This is a genomic window from Promicromonospora iranensis, from assembly GCF_028994805.1.
GTDB lineage: Bacteria > Actinomycetota > Actinomycetes > Actinomycetales > Cellulomonadaceae > Promicromonospora > Promicromonospora iranensis.
In genome coordinates this window covers 334,701-351,453 of record NZ_JAJQQP010000001.1, presented here as the reverse complement: position 1 = coordinate 351,453, position 16,753 = coordinate 334,701, and the positions used below count along the sequence as shown (strand labels likewise).

The window sequence follows — 16,753 nt, the reverse complement described above, 5'->3', positions numbered from 1 at the left end:
GACCCGACGGACCCGACGGACCCGACGGACCCGACGGACCCGACGGACCCGACGGACCCGACGGACCCGCCGGTCGAGGAGTGCATCGCGGCGGCCTGGAGCGCGTCGGCCGTCTACGTGGGTGGCAACACCGTCTCGCACAACGGCCACGAGTGGCGCGCCAAGTGGTGGACGCAAGGCCAGGCGCCCGCGCCGTCCGAGTGGGGGGTGTGGCAGGACCTGGGCGCCTGCTGACGCGGGACGTCCGCTGACAAGCGGTCTCGGCAGGCTCGACCAACGGTGGTCGAGCCTGTCGAGACCGCTTTGTTGTGCGGCGCGGGTGCAAGGACCCTGGTGGCCACGACAGAGTGTGGGGGTGGGCAACTTGCGGTTCGGCGCCCGCCGCCGGAGTGGATGGACGGTCGACCTGCGGTTCGGCGCGACGCCGGGGACGCGCGACCTGCGGTTCGGCATTCGCGGTTCGTCTCGCTGTGTGTCGGCGTCATCTCCACGAAACTCGGGTGACGTTAATATCGCCGCCTGTCGACAGGGGAGTGGTCGTGGCTGAGCGCGTCACGTTCGAGAGCACATCGGGGCCTCGCCTCGCGGGCATCATCGATCTGCCCGACGGCGAGGTGCGCGGCTGGGGGGTGTTCTCCCACGGGTTCACGCTGGGCAAGGACTCGCCCGCCGCGGCCCGGATCTGCAAGCAGCTCGCCAGCGAGGGCATCGGGATGCTCCGGTTCGACAACCTCGGTCTCGGTGACTCCGAGGGTGACTGGGGCGACGGCTCCTTCACGCACAAGGTCGCGGACACCGTGCAGGCGGCCCGGTTCATGGCCGACCAGGGCCGGCCGGTCCATCTGCTCGTGGGGCACTCGTTCGGCGGGGCCGCCGCGATCGCAGCCGGAGGGGACATCCCGGGCGTGCAGGCGGTGGCGACGATCGGGGCCCCGGTCGAGCCGCGTCACGCGGAGCACAACTACGACGCCGTGCTGGACCGGGTGTTCGCCGACGGCCACGCACGGTGGATGGTGGGCGGACGCGCGCTGACCCTGAAGCGGCACTTCGTGGAGGACGTCCGCCGGGCCGACCTCCGGTCGAAGATTCGCGAGATGGACTCGCCGCTGCTGGTGATGCACTCTCCGACGGACAGCACGGTGGACATCTCGAACGCCGGGGAGATCTTTCAGGAGGCACGGCACCCGCGCTCGTTCGTGTCCCTCGAGGGCGCTGACCACCTGCTCACCGCATCCGGTCAGGCCAGGCGTGCGGCCCGGATCATCAGCGCCTGGGCGGACCAGTACCTGACGATCTGACGCCCCGCCGCCGTCGGCCAGCTGGTCCGGCCGACAGCTAGTCCGAGCGACCCGGTCGACGTCTGGCGGCGGCCGGGAGGAGTGCCGCCGCTCGTCGCCGCGCCAGTGTGTCCAGCGCCGGCCGGTGCTCGCAGAACGCGACGCCGAAGAGGAACGTGACGGTGATCGCGAGCATCAGGATCTCGCCGCCGTCCTCCAGCGAGCTGAGGACCACGTGCCAGACGCCCCGGTTCGTCGTGAACCCGTGCACGGCGTCGATCCCGACGCCGCACAGCACCAGGAGCGCGAGGAGCGCCGTGAGCACCCGGGACACGGCGCGCCACTCCGGCGCGGCGAACCGGTGGCCCACGGCGATGACCGTGAGCAGCACGGTCCCGATGGCCGCGAGCCAGACGATCTCACCCACCGGCTGCCCGTACGGGTACGGGATGGTGATGTTCGAGGAGACCACCTTGGCCATGCGCTCGTGCAGCATGAAGTAGTCGTCCGCGAGGAGCACCACGAAGACGGCGGACCATCCGGCGAGCACTGCCTGCCGGTGCGCGACGGCGAGGTAGAGCGCGAGCCCGGCCGCCCAGGCCGTGAACACGTACCCGACCACCTCAGGCACACCGCGCTCCAGCGCGAACACGAAGCCGGGCCACTCCGGGACACCCAGGAACGAGTGCGTGAGGAAGATCAGGTTCAGCCCCAGGGCCACCGTGACCAGCATGCCGAAAAGGCCCGCGACGGGGCGGTGCGCCAGTCCGAGGGTGATGGCGGCTCGAGTGTGCACAGAAGGTCTCCTTTGAGTTCTGCGTGGTGCGGATCCGCATACGGTTCCGCCGCTGGATGAGGTAATGAGGAGACCCGGATGAGAGCACTCTCATCCGGGCGGCCGCGCGGACGACCCCCGACGCGGCGCAGGTCACTGTCCACGGACAGCGGGGCACCCCGCTGCGCCAGTAGACTCTCCCCGGAATTCCCTCACCTTCAAGGAGCCTTCGTGGGACGCGTTGTCGTCGAGGTCATGCCCAAGCCCGAGATCCTGGACCCCCAGGGTAAGGCTGTGGTCGGAGCGCTGCCGCGCCTCGGCTTCACCCAGTTCTCCGGTGTGCGTCAGGGCAAGCGGTTCGAGCTCGAGGTGGACGGTGAGGTGACGCCGGAGATCCTCGCCGCCGCGCAGGAAGCAGCGGTCACCCTGCTGTCCAACCCGGTGATCGAGGACGTGGTCTCCGTCACCGAGGCCACCGAGGACGCCGACGTCGCCGGTGAGGCGAGCGGCGCGCCGGTGGGTGCCTGATGTCGGCCATCGAGCCGACGCCGGCCGCCACTGCGGTGCCCGGGATCGAGGGCGCCCGCATCGGGGTCATCACGTTCCCCGGCACGCTCGACGACCGTGACGCGGCGCGCGCCGTCCGTCTGGCCGGTGCCGAGGCCGTGTCGCTGTGGCACGCCGACGCGTCGCTGCAGGACGTCGACGCCGTGGTGCTGCCCGGCGGCTTCTCCTACGGCGACTACCTGCGAGCGGGCGCCATCAGCCGGTTCGCCCCCGCGATGGCCGCGGTGGTCGACGCCGCCCAGGGCGGCATGCCGGTGCTCGGCATCTGCAACGGCTTCCAGGTCCTGACCGAGGCGCACCTGCTGCCCGGCTCGATGGTCAAGAACGACCACCTGCACTTCGTGTGCCGGGAGCAGTCGCTGATCGTCGAGAACGCGCGCACGGCCTGGACCAACGAGTTCCGCCGCGGGCAGCAGATCAAGATCCCGCTGAAGAACCAGGACGGCCAGTTCGTCGCCGACGAGCGCACGCTCGACGAGCTCGAGGGCGAGGGCCGCGTCGTGTTCCGTTACGACGGCTGGAACCCGAACGGCTCCCGCCGCGACATCGCCGGCATCACCAACGACCGCGGCAACGTGGTCGGGCTCATGCCGCACCCCGAGCACGCGGTCGAGTCCGGCTTCGGCCCGGCCTCCGCGGAAGGACCGCGCGCCGGCGTCGACGGGCTGACGTTCTTCACGTCCGTGCTGTCCTCGCTGGTCCACGCGTGACCGTCGATCCGGTCCGGGCAGGCGTGCATGGCGGCTGAGGTCCTCGCGGGCATCACCGTCGCGACGGTGGGCTGGGACCACGCCGGCGCCGCCCGCCTGCGCGCCGAGCAGCAGCACGAGATCGACGTACGGTACGCGGAGCCGGACAGGCCCCCGGCGGCCGGCCCCGACCCGCGCGACCAGGTCGACCCGTCCAACGTGTTCGCGACCCTGCTGCTGAGGGTGGACGGCGAGCCGGCGGCGCACGCCGCCCTGCGTGACCTGTCGGGGCGGGACGACCACCAAGGCGGCCGGCACCCCGACGGGACGGCGGAGGTCAAGCGCGTGTACGTGGCGCCGGGCCACCGGGGTCGGGGTCTGTCCCGCACCCTGATGTCCGCGGTCGAGGACGTCGCGCGCGCCGCCGGTGTGCGGCACCTGGTCCTGGAGAGCGGGCTCATGCAGCCCGAGTCGCTGGGGCTGTACCTGCGCCTGGGCTACGACCCCGTCGCGCCGTTCGGGGTGTTCTCCGACGAGCCCGGGTCACGGTGCTTCGGCAAGTGGTTGGACTCCGGCTCTCGACCGGCTCGACCGTCGGAACAGGCCGAGCCGCGCCCGCTGGTCGAGCCGGTCGAGACCCTGGCGATCCGCGAGGTGCCCTGGACGGACCCCGCCGCCGCGGCCCTGCGACGCGCCATGTGGGCCTTCCACCAGGAGCGTTACCCCGAGATGGTGCGTGACATCGAGCGCCGCGGGGGCCATGACGTCGCTGACGCCGAGCGCGGTCGGGCTGCCCTGGCGACGTTCGTGGCGACCCTGGACGGGCAGCCGGTCGGCTGCGCCACGGTCGCGGCCGCGCAGGTGGGGCCGGAACACCTCACGGCCGACCCGTTGCGTGGCATCGCTGGGCTCGCCGCCGCGGGTGGCTCCTCCGGTGATCGGGACGTCCGTGGTTTCGAGATGCGGAACGTCTTCGTCGACCCGGCCGCGCGGCGTGCGGGTGTCGCCACGGCTCTGGTCCGGCAGGTCGAGGCAGAGGCCCGACGCCGCGGCGGCCAGGCGCTCTACCTCGGCACGGGCGTCCGGCAGCCGGAGGCGCTGCGCCTGTCCGTGCAGCTCGGCTACCGGCCGGTGCTGCCGTACCCGCCGCACGACCCGGACACCGCGATGCTCCTGTTCCTGGGCAAGCCTCTCTGACCGCTCCGCCTTGACGCGTGGGCGGGGTCAGCAGCGCCCGAGGTAGTCCAGCTGCGCGCGGACCGACGACCGGGCCGCCGGCAGCACCGACGGGTCGACGTCGGCGTAGACCGCGCTGGTCACCGCGTCCAGGAGCTCCTCGGGGAGCGGGTCCCCGGCGCCGGGCGGCTGCGTGCCCAGGGTCGCGAGTGCCGAGCGCACCTGGTCCAGCCGCTCCAGGCGGTGCGCGCGGTACGCGCGCACCGCCGCGCCGAGGTCCGGGATCACCGGCCCGTGCCCGGGCAGACCCAGGACGGGTGCCGGCAGGTCCAGCGCGCTCAGCCGGTCGAGCGAGGCCAGGTAGTCCCGCAGCGAGCCGTCGGGCTCGGCCAGGACGGTGGTGCCGCGTCCCAGCACCGTGTCACCCGTGAGCACCACGCTGGCCGACGCCGGTTCGTCCGGCACCGACACCACGAGGCACACCGAGTCGGCGGTGTGGCCGGGGGTGCCCAGCACCTCGATGCGCAGGCCCGCCGCGCTGATGATCTCGCCGTCCGCCAGCGGCTCGACGGCCGCGCCGCCGGCACCGGCCGCGCAGAACTCCGGCAGCGCGCCGCGCGACGGAGCGCCCGTCAGCTCGCGGAACGGGGCCAGCCCGCCGGTGTGGTCCGCGTGCCGGTGGGTCACGAGCACCAGGTCCACCGGGCCGGCCGCCCCCAGCGCGCCGAGGTGCGGTTCGAGCGCCGGGCCGGGGTCCACCACGACGCAGCCCGGTGCGCCGGGCGCACGCAGCACGTACGACCGGGTGCCGTCGAGCGTCATCGGGCCGGGATTGTCGGCCCGCAGCATCCTCGCAAAGGGGGCAACGTGGTCCACTGGATCACCTTATCCGGTGGTCAACAGGGCTTGTGCCGGGACGAACTCCGGTGTGTGATCGGTAAATCACCTCCCAAGGTCGAGAGGAACCCCCAGGATGTCCGTCATCCACGGCACAGCGCGGAACCCCCGCGCCCGCACTGTTCCCGCACTCCTCGCCGCAACAGCACTCGCCGTGACACCCCTGCTCGGCCCCACCCCGGCCCCCCGGGCGACGTCCGCCGTCGCGAACGCCGAGGTGGCCGTCAGCGGAGGCCCTGTCGTCCTCGTGGAGGACGGCGACACCGCTACCGTCACCGTCACCGTCCGGGCGGCCGACAGCACGGTCCTCACCGAGCCGGTCAGCGTCGACTGGCGCACAGGTTCCGGAACGGCCACGGTCGATGCCGACTACGAGGCCGGCTCGGGCACGCTCCGGTTCCCGGCGGGCACACCCTCGGGCACCGAGCGCACCATCACCGTCCGTACCCGGGAGTCCGCGGCGGGCGAGACGGCCGAGACCGTTCCCCTGGCGCTGAAGGCGCACGGCGCGGACGTCACGGCCGAGCCCACGGTGGTCGTGCGGGCTCACGGACTGCCCTACCTGGACGAGCGCCTGCCTACCGAGAAGCGTGTCGCGGACCTCCTGAGCCGGATGACCCTCAAGGAGAAGGCCGGGCAGATGACGCAGGCCGAGCGCGGCAACGTGGCGGGCGACCCGGCGGTGGTCACGGAGCTCGGGCTCGGCTCGATCCTCAGCGGCGGTGGCTCCACGCCTGCCGACAACACGCCCGAGGGCTGGGCCGACGCGATCGACGGCTTCCAGGAGCGCGCGCTCGCCACCCGGCTGCAGATCCCGCTGCTCTACGGCGTCGACTCCGTGCACGGCCACGGGAACCTGCACGGTGCCACGGTCCTGCCCCACAACATCGGGCTCGGTGCCACGCGCGACCCGCTGCTCGTCGCCCGGGCCGGACGCATGGTCGCCACCGAGACGAGGGCCACCGGCATCCCCTGGACCTTCGCGCCCTGTCTCTGCGTGGTGCGTGACGACCGCTGGGGCCGCACCTACGAGTCCTTCGGGGAGCACCCGGCGCTCGCGAGCGTGCTCGGTACGGCCGCCGTGCTCGGGTTCCAGGGCAAGCGCCTGGACAGCAGCAGGTCCGTACTCGCGACGGCCAAGCACTTCGTGGCCGACGGCGACACCGCCTACGGCTCGGGCGAGGGTGAGTACACGATCGACCAGGGCGTCACGGAACAGAGCCGCGACCACGTCGAGGCGGTGGACCTGCCGCCCTACGAGGCGGCGGTCGCGGCCGGCGTCGGCTCGGTCATGCCGAGCTTCTCCAGCGTCGACTGGACCGACGACGGCCTCGGCAACCCCGTGAAGATGCACGCCCACGACGAGCTGATCAACGGGTGGCTCAAGGAGGACCACGGGTTCGACGGCTTTGTCGTCAGCGACTGGCAGGGCATCCATCAGATCCCGCCGCTCGCCGGCGACTCGCCCACCACCCACCAGATCGTCACCAGCGTGAACGCCGGCGTGGACCTGTTCATGGAGCCGTCGCAGTTCGAGCGGTTCCACACGCGGCTCGTCGCGGCGGTGCAGGACGGCGAGGTGACCGAGGCGCGCATCAACGACGCCGTGTCCCGGATCCTCGCCGCCAAGTTCGAGCTGGGGCTGTTCGAGGAGCCCTTCGCCGACCGGTCGCACGCCGACGACATCGGCTCGGACGAGCACCGGGCGATCGCCCGGAAGGCCGTGGCCATGTCCCAGGTGCTGCTGAAGAACGATGACGACGCGCTGCCGCTGGACTCCGGTGCGAGCGTGTACGTGGCGGGCCGCAACGCCGACGACCTGGGCAACCAGGCCGGGGGCTGGACCGGAACCTGGCAGGGCTTCTCGGGCGACGTCACCGAGGGCACCACGATCCTCGAGGGCATCGAGGCCGCGGCGGACGACGTCACCTTCAGCGAGGACGCCTCCGCGCCGACCGACGGCGCCGACGTCGGAGTCGTCGTCGTGGGCGAGACGCCGTACGCCGAGGGCTACGGCGATGTCGGCGGGCCGGAGTGGGCCTGGGACCCGGCCGACGGCGGCGTGCCCCGCGAGGAGAAGTCGATGGCGCTGCAGCCGGGCGACGCCGATCTCGTGGAACGGGTGTGTGCGGAGATCGAGACCTGCGTGGTCCTGGTCGTGTCGGGTCGGCCGCAGGTCCTCACCGAACAGCTCGGCTCCATCGACGCGCTCGTCGCGTCGTGGCTGCCCGGCACCGAGGGCGACGGTGTGGCCGACGTGCTGTTCGGCGAGCGTCGGTTCACGGGCCGGCTGCCGGTCTCGTGGCCGCGGTCCGCCGACGATCCGGTGGTGAACGTCGGCGACGACGGCTACGACCCGCTGTTCCCCTTCGGCTGGGGCCTCTCGACGGGCGGCCGCGCGTCGACCCTGGACCGGCACCGGCTGGAGCTGCAGGACGCGGTGCTGGACCCGGTGGACGGCGTCCCCGCGGCGGCGTCGAAGGCGATAGCGATGGCCGACGTGGCCCTGCTGGAGGGCCGCGAGGCCCGAGCACACCGCATCCTCACCGCCGCCAGGTGACTACCTCGCGGAGGTGAGGGCCTGTTCCACGTCTTCGATCAGGTCCTGGGTGTCCTCCAGGCCCACCGACAGGCGCACCGTCGTCTCCGTGATGCCGACGGCCGCCCGGCCCGCCGCGCCGAGCTTGCGGTGCGTGGTCGTCGCGGGGTGCGTGATGAGCGACTTCGCGTCCCCGAGGTTGTTCGAGATGTCGATCACCTGGAGCGCGTCGAGGAACTCGAAGGTCCGCTTCTTCGCGGTCTCAGGGTCGGTCCCCTCCGGGACCGCGAGGTCGAACGTGACGACGGTGCCGCCGCCGCTCATCTGGGCACGAGCCAGGTCGGCCTGCGGGTGGGAGTCGAGGAACGGGTAGCGCACCGCGCCCACCTCGGGGAACGCCTCCAGGGCCTGCGCGACGGCGAGCGCGCCCGCGCCCTGCGCCGCGATGCGCACCGGCAGCGTCTCCAGGCCCTTGAGCAGCGTCCACGCGTTGAACGGCGACAGCGTCGGCCCGGTGTTGCGGATGAACGTCTGCACCGGCCCGGTGACGTACTCGGACGAGCCGAGGATGGCGCCGCCCAGCACCCGGCCCTGACCGTCGATGTGCTTGGTCGCGGAGTAGACGACGACGTCGGCCCCCAGCTCCAGCGGCTTCTGCAGCAGGGGGGTCGCGAAGACGTTGTCGAGCACCACCGTCGCGCCGGCGGCGTGCGCGAGGTCGACGACGGCGCGCACGTCCACGATGTCCTGCATCGGGTTGGACGGCGTCTCGAAGAACACCACGTCGGCCGGCGTCGAGAGCGCCTCCTCCCACTGGGACAGCACGTGGCCGTCCACGTAGTCGGTGTGCACTCCCCACTTCTTGAAGATGTCCTCGAAGATCACGACGCTGGACCCGAACAGGGCGCGGGCGGCCACGATCCGGGAGCCGGACTGCACGAGCGCGGCCAGCGACGTGAACACCGCCGACATCCCGGTCGCGGTGGCGTAGCAGGCCTCCGCGCCCTCCAGCAGGCGCAGGCGCTCCTCGAACGTGTGGACGGTCGGGTTGCCGTAGCGCGAGTAGACGAACCGGTCGATGTCGCCGGCGAAGGCGGCCTCGGCCTCGGCCGCCGTGTCGTAGACATAGCCCTGCGTGAGGAACAGCGCCTCACCGGTCTCCTGGAACTCGGTGCGCTGGTGCCCGCCGCGCACGGCGAGGGTCGCGGGGCGGACGCCGCGGGGGAGGGGCTTGCGCCCGGACCCGCCGGGGTTCGCGTCGGGCGGGAACGCTCCGGTGACCGTCACTTCGCGCCCTCCGTCCAGGGGAGGCCGGCGACCTTCCAGCCCTGCTGGTCCCGGACGCCGTCGGCTCCGGGTGCGCCCTCGAAACCCTCGAGCACGTTGTACGACGGCGCGATGCCGGCCGCGGTGGCGAGCCGTGCGGCGCCGATGGAGCGCTGGCCGGAGCGGCACAGGAAGACGACCGGCCCGCCCGTCACTCCTGCCGTCCTGAGCTCCTCCAGGAACTGGGTGTTGGGGCGGCCGCCGGCCCGCACCCACTCGCTGAACACCGGCTGCTTCTCGAGGGACGTGGTGTCGGGGACGCCGATCGCGCGCCACTCACCCTCGGTACGGACGTCCACGAGGGTGGCGGCCGGGTCGGCGGCGAGCAGGTCCCACGCCTGCTGGGGCGTGAGGTCGCCGGCGTAGCCGTCGGCGGGGCGGGCTTCGAGGTGCGCGGGGACGCTCATGTGCTCCTCCATCGGTCGTGGCGGTAGCACCCTCGTCCGTCCTCGCCCTGGGCGGGAACGCTGGGTTGCTGCGGCGTCGTCGTGCCACGTCACTCGGCCGCTCGGGATGGTCGCTCGTGATCGTACGACACGACGTCCGGTGGGTGGGATGCCGTCTCGCTCCCCGGTCGGGCTAGTGTCTCGGGGTGAACGAGGCTGTGGGTGGAGCTGTGGACGACGCTGTGGACAGCGCTGTGGACAAGCCTGTGGATGAAGCTGTGGACAACACGGAGGACAACACGGTGGACGAGCAGGAGCTGACCGGCGGCAACACCACCGGTGTCGTGCGCGTCGGCGACACGGTGCACCGCACGGCAGGCCCCTGGACGCCCACGGTCCAGCGTCTGCTCGCCCACGTCCGGGCCGGTGGAGTGTCCGAGGTCCCCGAGCCGCTCGGTCTGGACGACCGGGGCCGCGAGATCGTCTCGTTCCTGCCGGGCGACGTGCCCGGCTGGCCGGCCCCGGAGTGGCTCTGGTCGGACCACGTCCTGTCCGGCGCGGGCCGCCTGCTGCGCCGCTTCCACGACGCCACGGCCGGGTTCGCCCTGTCCGACGCCGAGTGGCGCCTCCCGGCGACCGAGCCCGCCGAGGTGATCTGCCACAACGACCCCGCGCCCTACAACATGGTCTTCCGCGACGGCCGCCTCGTCGGCCTGATCGACCTCGACACCGCCTCGCCGGGCCCACGGATCCTGGACCTGGCGTATCTCGCTTACCGGATCGCACCGCTGTCGGGTGACGCGTTCGCCGGCGCGGGCTACGACGTCGGGCACCTGGACACGATGGCGCGACTCGATGCGCTGGTCGAGGCGTACGGCATGCCGTTCCCACGCGCGGAGGTGCTGGCTGCGACGGTGGACAAGCTGCGCGACCTGGCGGACTGGTCCGAGGCCCGGGCGGACGACGACGGCGGCCCCGCCGAGCTGCGGGAGCATGCCGCGATGTACCGCGCCGACGCGCTCAGGATCGCCGCGCTGGCCGATGCGGAGGAGCACGGCTGACCGGCGTCAGCCCGCGGCGACCCGTTCGATGCGCACGACCGCGGCGGAGGCGCCGTCCTCCTCGCCGACCCGCGCGGCCGTCGTGCGCGCCGTGTCGGCCCTGGCGGCCGCGTCGTCGATCGCCGCAGCCAGCCGGTCCCCGGTGAGCCTCCCGGTCAGCGGCGCGGCCGCGACGCCGATCTCGTGCACGCGCCGTGCCCAGAACGGCTGGTCCCCCAGGAACGGCTTGACCACCTGCGGGACCCCGGCCCGCAGGGCTGCGGCGACGGTACCGACGCCCCCGTGGTGCACCGCGACGGCGGTGCGGGGCAGCAGCAGGGCGTGCGGCGCCTGGTCGAGCACGTGGACGGTGTCCGGCACGCGTGTCGGCCGGAGCGCGCCCCAGCCCGTCGCCAGGACCGCGCGCCGCCCGGACCGGTGCAGGCCGTCGAGCACCTCGCGCGTGAAGGAGCCCGGGTCCTTGGCGAGCATGCTGCCGAACCCGACGTACACCGGCGGCTCGCCCGCGTCGAGGAACCGGTCCAGCGCGGCGGGCGGGCTCCAGCCGCCGTCCGGCGGCAGGCTCCAGAAGCCGGTGGGCGCGAGGTCCGCGGTCCAGTCCTCCGGTGCGGGCAGCAGGTGCGGGCTCCAGGCGTGCAGGACGCCGTCGTGGGCCACGCGCTCGGTCAGTCCCGGCGTCGGGCCGGCCAGCCCGAGCACCTCGGACCGCCAGGTACGGACCATGCGCCGGTACGGCGCCTCGACGACACCGGCCAGCCGCCAGCTCGCGCGGTTGAGGAACCGCGGCGGCCGTACCGGGCTGAGCGGGGAGGGGAACCGCGCCGTCGGCGTGAACAGCGGGACGGGTAGCGCGGCGATCGACGGCACCCCGAGCCGGTCCGCGAGATGGGGTGCGCCGAGCGACTTGGGGGCGTAGACCACGACGTCCGCGCCGCAGTCGCGCAGGGTGGCCAGGTCGTCGAGCCAGCGGCGCAGCAGCGGCAGCGCCGACCGGGCTGCCGTGAGCGACGCGCGGGTCCCCGTGCCCGCCACCTCTTCCTGGAGGGCGAAGATGCCGTCGTCGAGCGGTGCGACGGGGAGCCCACGGGCCGCGGCGTCCTCGGTCAGCCGGCGCGGCGCGGCAAGGAGCGGCTCGTGGCCCGCCCGGGCGAGCGCGAACCCGAGCGCGGCGAACGGTTCGACGTCGCCCCGGCTGCCCGTCGTGACCAGGAGGACTCTCACCGCGTGGCCTCCCACTCGTCCAGGAGAGCGGGGAACCGCTCGGCCATGAAGGCGTACATGTCGCGCATGTTCTCGAGCCGCTGGCGACGGCGCGGGTCGTCACCCACCGCGGCCAGGCCGTGTGCCGCGAGCTCCTGGAACGCGTCGAGCTCGGCCATCTTGGCCCGGAAGGCCCTGCCGAACACGTCCTCGGTGAGCCGGTACCGGTCGCGCCGTTCGCCGCGGCGCCGGAACCGATCGACCATGCCCGCCTGGTCGAGCTGGCGCAGGGCCACGCTCATGCTGCTCTTGGCGACGGAGAGCTGTGCGCACAGGCCCGGGGCGTCCGCGCCGTCGTCGTCGGCCACGAGCAGGTGCCCGACGACGCGGCCCGCCGTGCGGCTCAGGCCGAGCCGCTCGTAGAAGAGCCCGGCCTCCTCGGTGAAGTCCTCGACGTCGCTCATGCGATCACGGTATCGCATTGTTCGGGACGTTCCGAACGAACGGAACTCAAGCCGGGCACCGTGCTCAGATCATGAGACCAGCATCTGAGACGCGCGTTGACAGGGGTTTTGGCGCAGCACAGGATGACGTCAGGTCATGAGTGCCAGCATCAAGCCCCGGCTCGCTGGTCGGCAACCCTCCTACCGCGGTGGGGTGCCCCGGGTGACGACCTGGCCGCGCGCAGCCGCGCGTGGCAAGCGCGGGGGATCTCCCCCAGGACTGTGCTGGAGGACGTCATGTCAGCAACCACCCTCACCCGGGACGCCGCAGTGGCCGACGTCGCCCCGCTGCGCCCCGTGGTCGGCGGCGAGACGCTCGTCCCGCTCGTGGACGGTACCCGCGTGCCGTACGCCAACCTTGACGTCGCCGCGTCGGCGCCGGCGCTGCAGGCCGTCGCCGACCGGGTCACCCAGGTGCTGCCCCTGTACGCCAGCGTGCACCGCGGTGCCGGATACCTCTCCCAGGTGAGCACCGCGCTCTACGAGACGGCACGGCGCACCATCGGCGCGTTCGTCGGTGCCCGCGACGACGACCTCACGATCATCACCCGCAACACCACCGACTCCCTGAACCTGCTCGCCGGCTGCGTCCCCGCGCAGCCCGACGGCCGGCCCGGCCGCGTGCTCGTCCTCGACGTCGAGCACCACGCCAACCTGCTGCCCTGGCAGCGCGGCACCGACGCGACGGTGCTGAGCGGCGGCTCCACCGTGGCCGAGACGCTCGCGCAGATCCGCGAGGAGCTGGCCGACGGCGCCGCCGACCGCCCGTACGCGCTCCTCGCCCTCACCGGCGCCTCCAACGTGACCGGGGAGTCGCTCCCCGTCGACCAGATCGTCGCGATCGCCCACGAGCTCGGCGCCCGGGTGGTGCTCGACGGCGCCCAGCTCGTGCCGCACCGCCGCATCTCCCTGGAGACCACCGGCGTCGACTACCTCGCCTTCTCCGGCCACAAGACCTACGCCCCGTTCGGCGCGGGCGTCCTGGTGGGCCGCCGCGACTGGCTCGACGCGGGCACGCCGTACCTCGCGGGCGGTGGCGCCGTGCGGCGCGTGCGCGTCGAGGGCACCGAGTGGCACGAGGGTCCCGCCCGGCACGAGGCCGGATCGCCCAACGTCATCGGTGCCGTGGCGCTCGCGGCGGCCTGCGAGGAGCTCGCCGCGCTCGCCCCCGCCGACGTCGCGGCGCACGAGAACACGCTCCGCCGTCGGCTCGTGTCGGGGCTCGAGGCGATCGACCGCGTCGAGGTGGTGCGGGTGTGGGCGGACGCCGTCGACCCCGTCGGCGTCGTGACCTTCACGGTGGCCGGCTACGACCCGGGCCTCGTCGCCGCGTACCTGTCCGCGGAGCACGGGATCGGCGTGCGGGACGGCCGCTTCTGCGCGCACCCGCTGCTCGGCCGCCTCGGGTTCGACGCCGGTGCCGTGCGCGCCTCGGTCGGCGTCGGCACCGCCGGCGAAGAGGTGGAGCGGCTCGTCGCCGCCGTCGGCCGGCTCGTGACGGAGGGGCCGCAGGCCGGGTACGACGTCGTCGACGGGCTGTGGGTGGTGACCGACGACCCGCGTCCCGTCCCGGAGGGTTCCGGTCTCGCGGGTCTCCTGGCGACCGCCGCCGTGGGCTTCGACGAGACGTTCGGCTGCCTCCCGGACGAGGACTGACCCTCCGCCGCTCTGTCAGAGCGGGAACGCGTGCGGCCGCGGCAGCGTTGCCTCCAGCTGTGCCGCCAGCGCCAGCAGCGTGAGCTCGCCGCCCGGGCGGCCGATGATCTGCACGCCCATCGGCAGCCCGGCGGGCGCTTCCGCCGTCGGTTCGGTCCAGTGCGTCGGCACGGTGATCGCGGGTAGCCCCGCGACGTTGAGCATCGACGTGAACGGCGTGTACTGGCACTGCTGCTCGAAGTTCCGCTCGGGGTTCTGGGCGTCGTACCACCCGATGGGCCGGGGCGTGAGCGCCAGCGCGGGCGTCACCACGGCGTCGTACGCGCTGACCTGCGCGACGAGCGAGCGCTCGTAGCCGCTGAGCGTGCGGACGGCCTCGGCGAGCTGCCGCGCCGGCACCTCCCGGCCCGACCGGATCAGCCACTGCGTCAACGGCTCCAGCTTGCCGAGCGTCTCCACGTCGTCGATGGGTACCGCCGAGGCGCCGCCCATCCACAGGGTGCGGAACGCCGGTGCATACTCGGGCGCCTCGGCCAGGACCGTCTCGTCGATCTCGTGCCCGAGCCCGGCCAGGGCCCGCACGCCCGTGTCCAGCGCAGCTCTGGCCTCGGGGGACACGGTGATGGCGTAGTACGAGTCCCATGCCGACGAGGTGGTCACGGCGATCCGCGCGACGCCGCCGGCCGGCCCTGCCTCGCCGGGGCGCCGGGCGGGCAGCGTGGCGTGCTGGGCCGCCGCCAGGTAGGCCCCCGCCTCGTACGACGGCGCGCGCAGGGAGAACGGGTGCGCGACGTCGCCCCCGGCTCGCCTCGGGAGCATCGCCTCCAGCAGCAGCGCGGTGTCGGCGACCGTGCGCGCGATCGGCCCGTTCACGACCAGCCCGCCCAACGAGTCGACGCCGCTGCCCGCGGGGAGCAGCCCGCGCGTCGGCTTGAGCCCGACGACACCGCAGGCCGCTGCCGGGATGCGGATCGAGCCCCCGCCGTCGGACCCGGGAGCGAACGGCAGCATGCCCGCCGCCACCGCCGCGGCCGCCCCACCGCTCGAGCCGCCCGCGCCGCGGGTCAGGTCCCAGGGCGTGCGGGCGGGCGGGGCGCCGATGGGTTCGGTGTAGGCAGGAAAGCCCAGCTCGGGCGCGGCGGTCTTGCCGAGGCTGACGATGCCCGCGGCGTCGAGGATCTGGACGATCGCGTCGCTCTCCTGCGCCGGCGGCAGGTCCGCGAACGCGCGTGACCCGAACCCGGTCGGTACCCCCGCACGGTTCCACAAGTCCTTGTCCCCGGTGGGCAGGCCCCACAGGCTGCCGGAAGCGCTGGCGCCGTCCCGCTGGAGCGCCGCGGCCCGGTCCCGGGCGAGCCCCGGGGTGATCGTGGCAAAGGCCCCGAGGCTGGGGTTCAGCCGCTCCACCCGGTCGAGGAAATGGTCGGTGACCTCGGCGGGCGTGAGCTCTCCGGCGGCGAGGAGGTCGCGGAGCTCGACGGCGGTCCGCTCATGCAGGGCATCCATCCGGCCAGGTTATGTGCTCACCCGCGGTGGCGGGTCGCCGGAATGGGGTACAGAGAATTGTCTTGTATGTCTCACCCGCTCTACAGCAGAAGCAACCAGATTCATGGACCCGGCAGCGGGCACTCAGCGGCCTGACCTGCGCACATGTCGCGCTTCGTGATGAATTGATGCACTGACGCAGTCATTTCCGGCGCGCAGAATGCGCTTCTCCGGCATATGTTCGTGGGGTGCCGGCACCTTTATGGCGCGCCACCGTGGTGTGCCGGAGGTGACCAAAAGGTCTCGAAGGGGGAGAGAACTATGCCATTCCTGAATGCAGGTCTCGTCGTGCCGGGCGCGGTCGACTGGCTGCAGCCGCTCACGAACGCTCTCGGTGCGGTCGCGAGCTTCATACCGAAGCTGCTCGTGTTCCTGATCGTTTTCCTCATCGGGTACTTCATCGCCAAGGCGATCGCCCGGTTCGTAGGGATGGTCCTGACCCGCATCGGCTTCAACAAGGTGCTGGAGAAGGCCGGGGCCAACAGGCTCCTCGCCGGCTCGGGCATCGAGCCGATCACGCTGCTCACGAAGATCATCTACTACTTCATCCTGCTGATCGCGCTGCAGCTCGCCCTGAGCGCCTTCGGGCCCACCAACCCGGTGAGCGCGATCGTGAACGACATCGTCGCCTGGCTCCCGCGCCTGGTTGTCGCAATCGTCATCGTCGTGATCGCCGGTGCCATCGCGAATGCCGTGAAGGACCTTGTTCTCAACTCGATGGGTGGCGTTTCCTACGGCCCGCTCGTCGCGAAGACGGTCTCATACTTCATCATCGCGCTCGGTGTTATCGCCGCCGTGAACCAGATCGGCATCGGCACCACCGTGACAATGCCTGTACTCGTGGCATTCCTGGCCACCATCGCGGGCATTCTGATCGTCGGCGTCGGTGGCGCGATGATCGGCCCGATGCGGTCGCGCGTCGAGAATGTTCTCGACAACCTTTCGTCGGCCAGCGGTGCCGCTGCCACGCCCGCCGCCCAGACCGGCACCACCCCGGGCACCGCACCTGGCGCAGCACCCGGTACGTCTGGTTCGTTCGCACCGCCGCCGCCGCGCGACATCTGATCGACCGACCGGCCGGCAAGACCACGACACCGGGGCCGCACCGTCACGAGACGGTGCGGCCCCGGCGCCGTGCTGAGGCAGGACCGGCGGC

Annotated in this window: 16 protein-coding genes and 1 riboswitch; of the genes, 9 read left to right on the top strand and 7 right to left on the bottom strand. The window is 72.8% G+C overall.

Features of this window, described 5'->3' with window-relative positions; genetic code table 11:
• Nucleotides 1–234 (top strand): carbohydrate-binding protein (locus tag LUM46_RS01535; protein ID WP_274991820.1); only part of this gene is annotated, 234 nt, incomplete at its 5' end.
• A gap of 305 nt (nucleotides 235–539) precedes the next feature.
• A complete protein-coding gene (locus LUM46_RS01530; protein ID WP_374726953.1) occupies nucleotides 540–1,298 on the top strand; it encodes an alpha/beta hydrolase family protein in 759 nt (252 codons plus the stop codon).
• A 37-nt stretch (nucleotides 1,299–1,335) separates the two neighbouring features.
• On the opposite strand, the gene LUM46_RS01525 is transcribed toward LUM46_RS01530, so the two are convergent.
• Nucleotides 1,336–2,073 (bottom strand): hypothetical protein, encoded by a 738-nt coding sequence (locus LUM46_RS01525; RefSeq protein WP_274991818.1) that lies wholly within the window; start codon nucleotides 2,071–2,073, stop codon nucleotides 1,336–1,338.
• Between the two features lie 210 nt (nucleotides 2,074–2,283).
• Here LUM46_RS01525 and purS point away from each other — a divergent pair, with 210 nt between their 5' ends.
• Genes purS through LUM46_RS01510 form a run of 3 tightly spaced genes read left to right on the top strand, consistent with a single transcriptional unit; the run spans nucleotide 2,284 to nucleotide 4,505 of the window.
• Nucleotides 2,284–2,580, top strand: a complete 297-nt coding sequence (gene purS, locus LUM46_RS01520) for a phosphoribosylformylglycinamidine synthase subunit PurS (RefSeq protein WP_274991817.1) — start codon at nucleotides 2,284–2,286, stop codon at nucleotides 2,578–2,580.
• Nucleotides 2,580–3,329: a phosphoribosylformylglycinamidine synthase subunit PurQ gene (gene purQ, locus LUM46_RS01515; protein ID WP_274991816.1), complete on the top strand. Its 750-nt coding sequence runs from the start codon at nucleotides 2,580–2,582 to the stop codon at nucleotides 3,327–3,329. Before purS ends, purQ begins: the two co-directional genes overlap by 1 nt.
• Before the next feature lie 27 nt (nucleotides 3,330–3,356).
• On the top strand, nucleotides 3,357–4,505 hold the full coding sequence (locus LUM46_RS01510; protein WP_274991815.1) for a GNAT family N-acetyltransferase: 1,149 nt from the start codon (nucleotides 3,357–3,359) through the stop codon (nucleotides 4,503–4,505).
• 27 nt (nucleotides 4,506–4,532) lie between these two features.
• On the opposite strand, the gene LUM46_RS01505 is transcribed toward LUM46_RS01510, so the two are convergent.
• Entirely contained in the window at nucleotides 4,533–5,333 is an 801-nt protein-coding gene (locus LUM46_RS01505) for an MBL fold metallo-hydrolase (RefSeq protein WP_274992062.1), read from the bottom strand.
• A 124-nt stretch (nucleotides 5,334–5,457) separates the two neighbouring features.
• Between LUM46_RS01505 and LUM46_RS01500 the strand changes: the two genes are divergently transcribed.
• Nucleotides 5,458–7,941 carry a glycoside hydrolase family 3 N-terminal domain-containing protein gene (locus LUM46_RS01500; RefSeq protein ID WP_274991814.1) on the top strand — a complete coding sequence of 828 codons (2,484 nt, stop codon included), beginning with the start codon at nucleotides 5,458–5,460 and terminating at the stop codon, nucleotides 7,939–7,941.
• On the opposite strand, the gene LUM46_RS01495 is transcribed toward LUM46_RS01500, so the two are convergent.
• Together LUM46_RS01495 and LUM46_RS01490 are read right to left on the bottom strand one after the other, a co-directional pair.
• Nucleotides 7,942–9,207, bottom strand: a complete 1,266-nt coding sequence (locus LUM46_RS01495; protein ID WP_274991813.1) for an O-succinylhomoserine sulfhydrylase — start codon at nucleotides 9,205–9,207, stop codon at nucleotides 7,942–7,944. It abuts the gene before it with no gap.
• A complete protein-coding gene (locus tag LUM46_RS01490; protein WP_274991812.1) occupies nucleotides 9,204–9,653 on the bottom strand; it encodes a rhodanese-like domain-containing protein in 450 nt (149 codons plus the stop codon). Before LUM46_RS01490 ends, LUM46_RS01495 begins: the two co-directional genes overlap by 4 nt.
• Nucleotides 9,654–9,910: 257 nt before the next feature.
• On the opposite strand from LUM46_RS01490, the gene LUM46_RS01485 reads away from it, so the two are divergent.
• A complete protein-coding gene (locus LUM46_RS01485) occupies nucleotides 9,911–10,693 on the top strand; it encodes a phosphotransferase enzyme family protein (protein WP_274991810.1) in 783 nt (260 codons plus the stop codon).
• Nucleotides 10,694–10,699: 6 nt separating this feature from the next.
• Here LUM46_RS01485 and LUM46_RS01480 read toward each other — a convergent pair whose 3' ends face one another.
• Both LUM46_RS01480 and LUM46_RS01475 read right to left on the bottom strand, forming a co-directional pair.
• Nucleotides 10,700–11,914, bottom strand: a complete 1,215-nt coding sequence (locus LUM46_RS01480; protein WP_274991809.1) for a glycosyltransferase — start codon at nucleotides 11,912–11,914, stop codon at nucleotides 10,700–10,702.
• Entirely contained in the window at nucleotides 11,911–12,357 is a 447-nt protein-coding gene (locus LUM46_RS01475; protein WP_274991808.1) for a GbsR/MarR family transcriptional regulator, read from the bottom strand. The genes LUM46_RS01480 and LUM46_RS01475 overlap by 4 nt, the downstream gene beginning before the upstream one ends.
• Nucleotides 12,358–12,489: 132 nt before the next feature.
• Nucleotides 12,490–12,603: riboswitch (SAM riboswitch) on the top strand.
• A gap of 30 nt (nucleotides 12,604–12,633) precedes the next feature.
• Here LUM46_RS01475 and LUM46_RS01470 point away from each other — a divergent pair.
• Nucleotides 12,634–14,052: an aminotransferase class V-fold PLP-dependent enzyme gene (locus tag LUM46_RS01470; RefSeq protein WP_274991807.1), complete on the top strand. Its 1,419-nt coding sequence runs from the start codon at nucleotides 12,634–12,636 to the stop codon at nucleotides 14,050–14,052.
• 15 nt (nucleotides 14,053–14,067) lie between these two features.
• Here the strand turns inward: LUM46_RS01470 and LUM46_RS01465 are convergent, their stop codons facing one another.
• Nucleotides 14,068–15,558: an amidase gene (locus LUM46_RS01465; protein ID WP_274991806.1), complete on the bottom strand. Its 1,491-nt coding sequence runs from the start codon at nucleotides 15,556–15,558 to the stop codon at nucleotides 14,068–14,070.
• Nucleotides 15,559–15,885: 327 nt separating this feature from the next.
• On the opposite strand from LUM46_RS01465, the gene LUM46_RS01460 reads away from it, so the two are divergent.
• Nucleotides 15,886–16,662 carry a mechanosensitive ion channel family protein gene (locus LUM46_RS01460; RefSeq protein ID WP_274991805.1) on the top strand — a complete coding sequence of 259 codons (777 nt, stop codon included), beginning with the start codon at nucleotides 15,886–15,888 and terminating at the stop codon, nucleotides 16,660–16,662.
• Nucleotides 16,663–16,753 lie beyond the last annotated feature (91 nt).

Coding starts and splice junctions, on each gene's coding strand:
- purQ (WP_274991816.1), top strand. CDS start 2,580: ATGTCGGCCATCGAGCCGACGCCGGCCGCCACTGCGGTGCCCGGGATC.
- LUM46_RS01510 (WP_274991815.1), top strand. CDS start 3,357: ATGGCGGCTGAGGTCCTCGCGGGCATCACCGTCGCGACGGTGGGCTGG.
- LUM46_RS01505 (WP_274992062.1), bottom strand. CDS start 5,333: ATGCTGCGGGCCGACAATCCCGGCCCGATGACGCTCGACGGCACCCGG.
- LUM46_RS01500 (WP_274991814.1), top strand. CDS start 5,458: ATGTCCGTCATCCACGGCACAGCGCGGAACCCCCGCGCCCGCACTGTT.
- LUM46_RS01490 (WP_274991812.1), bottom strand. CDS start 9,653: ATGAGCGTCCCCGCGCACCTCGAAGCCCGCCCCGCCGACGGCTACGCC.
- LUM46_RS01475 (WP_274991808.1), bottom strand. CDS start 12,357: ATGAGCGACGTCGAGGACTTCACCGAGGAGGCCGGGCTCTTCTACGAG.
- LUM46_RS01470 (WP_274991807.1), top strand. CDS start 12,634: ATGTCAGCAACCACCCTCACCCGGGACGCCGCAGTGGCCGACGTCGCC.
- LUM46_RS01465 (WP_274991806.1), bottom strand. CDS start 15,558: ATGGATGCCCTGCATGAGCGGACCGCCGTCGAGCTCCGCGACCTCCTC.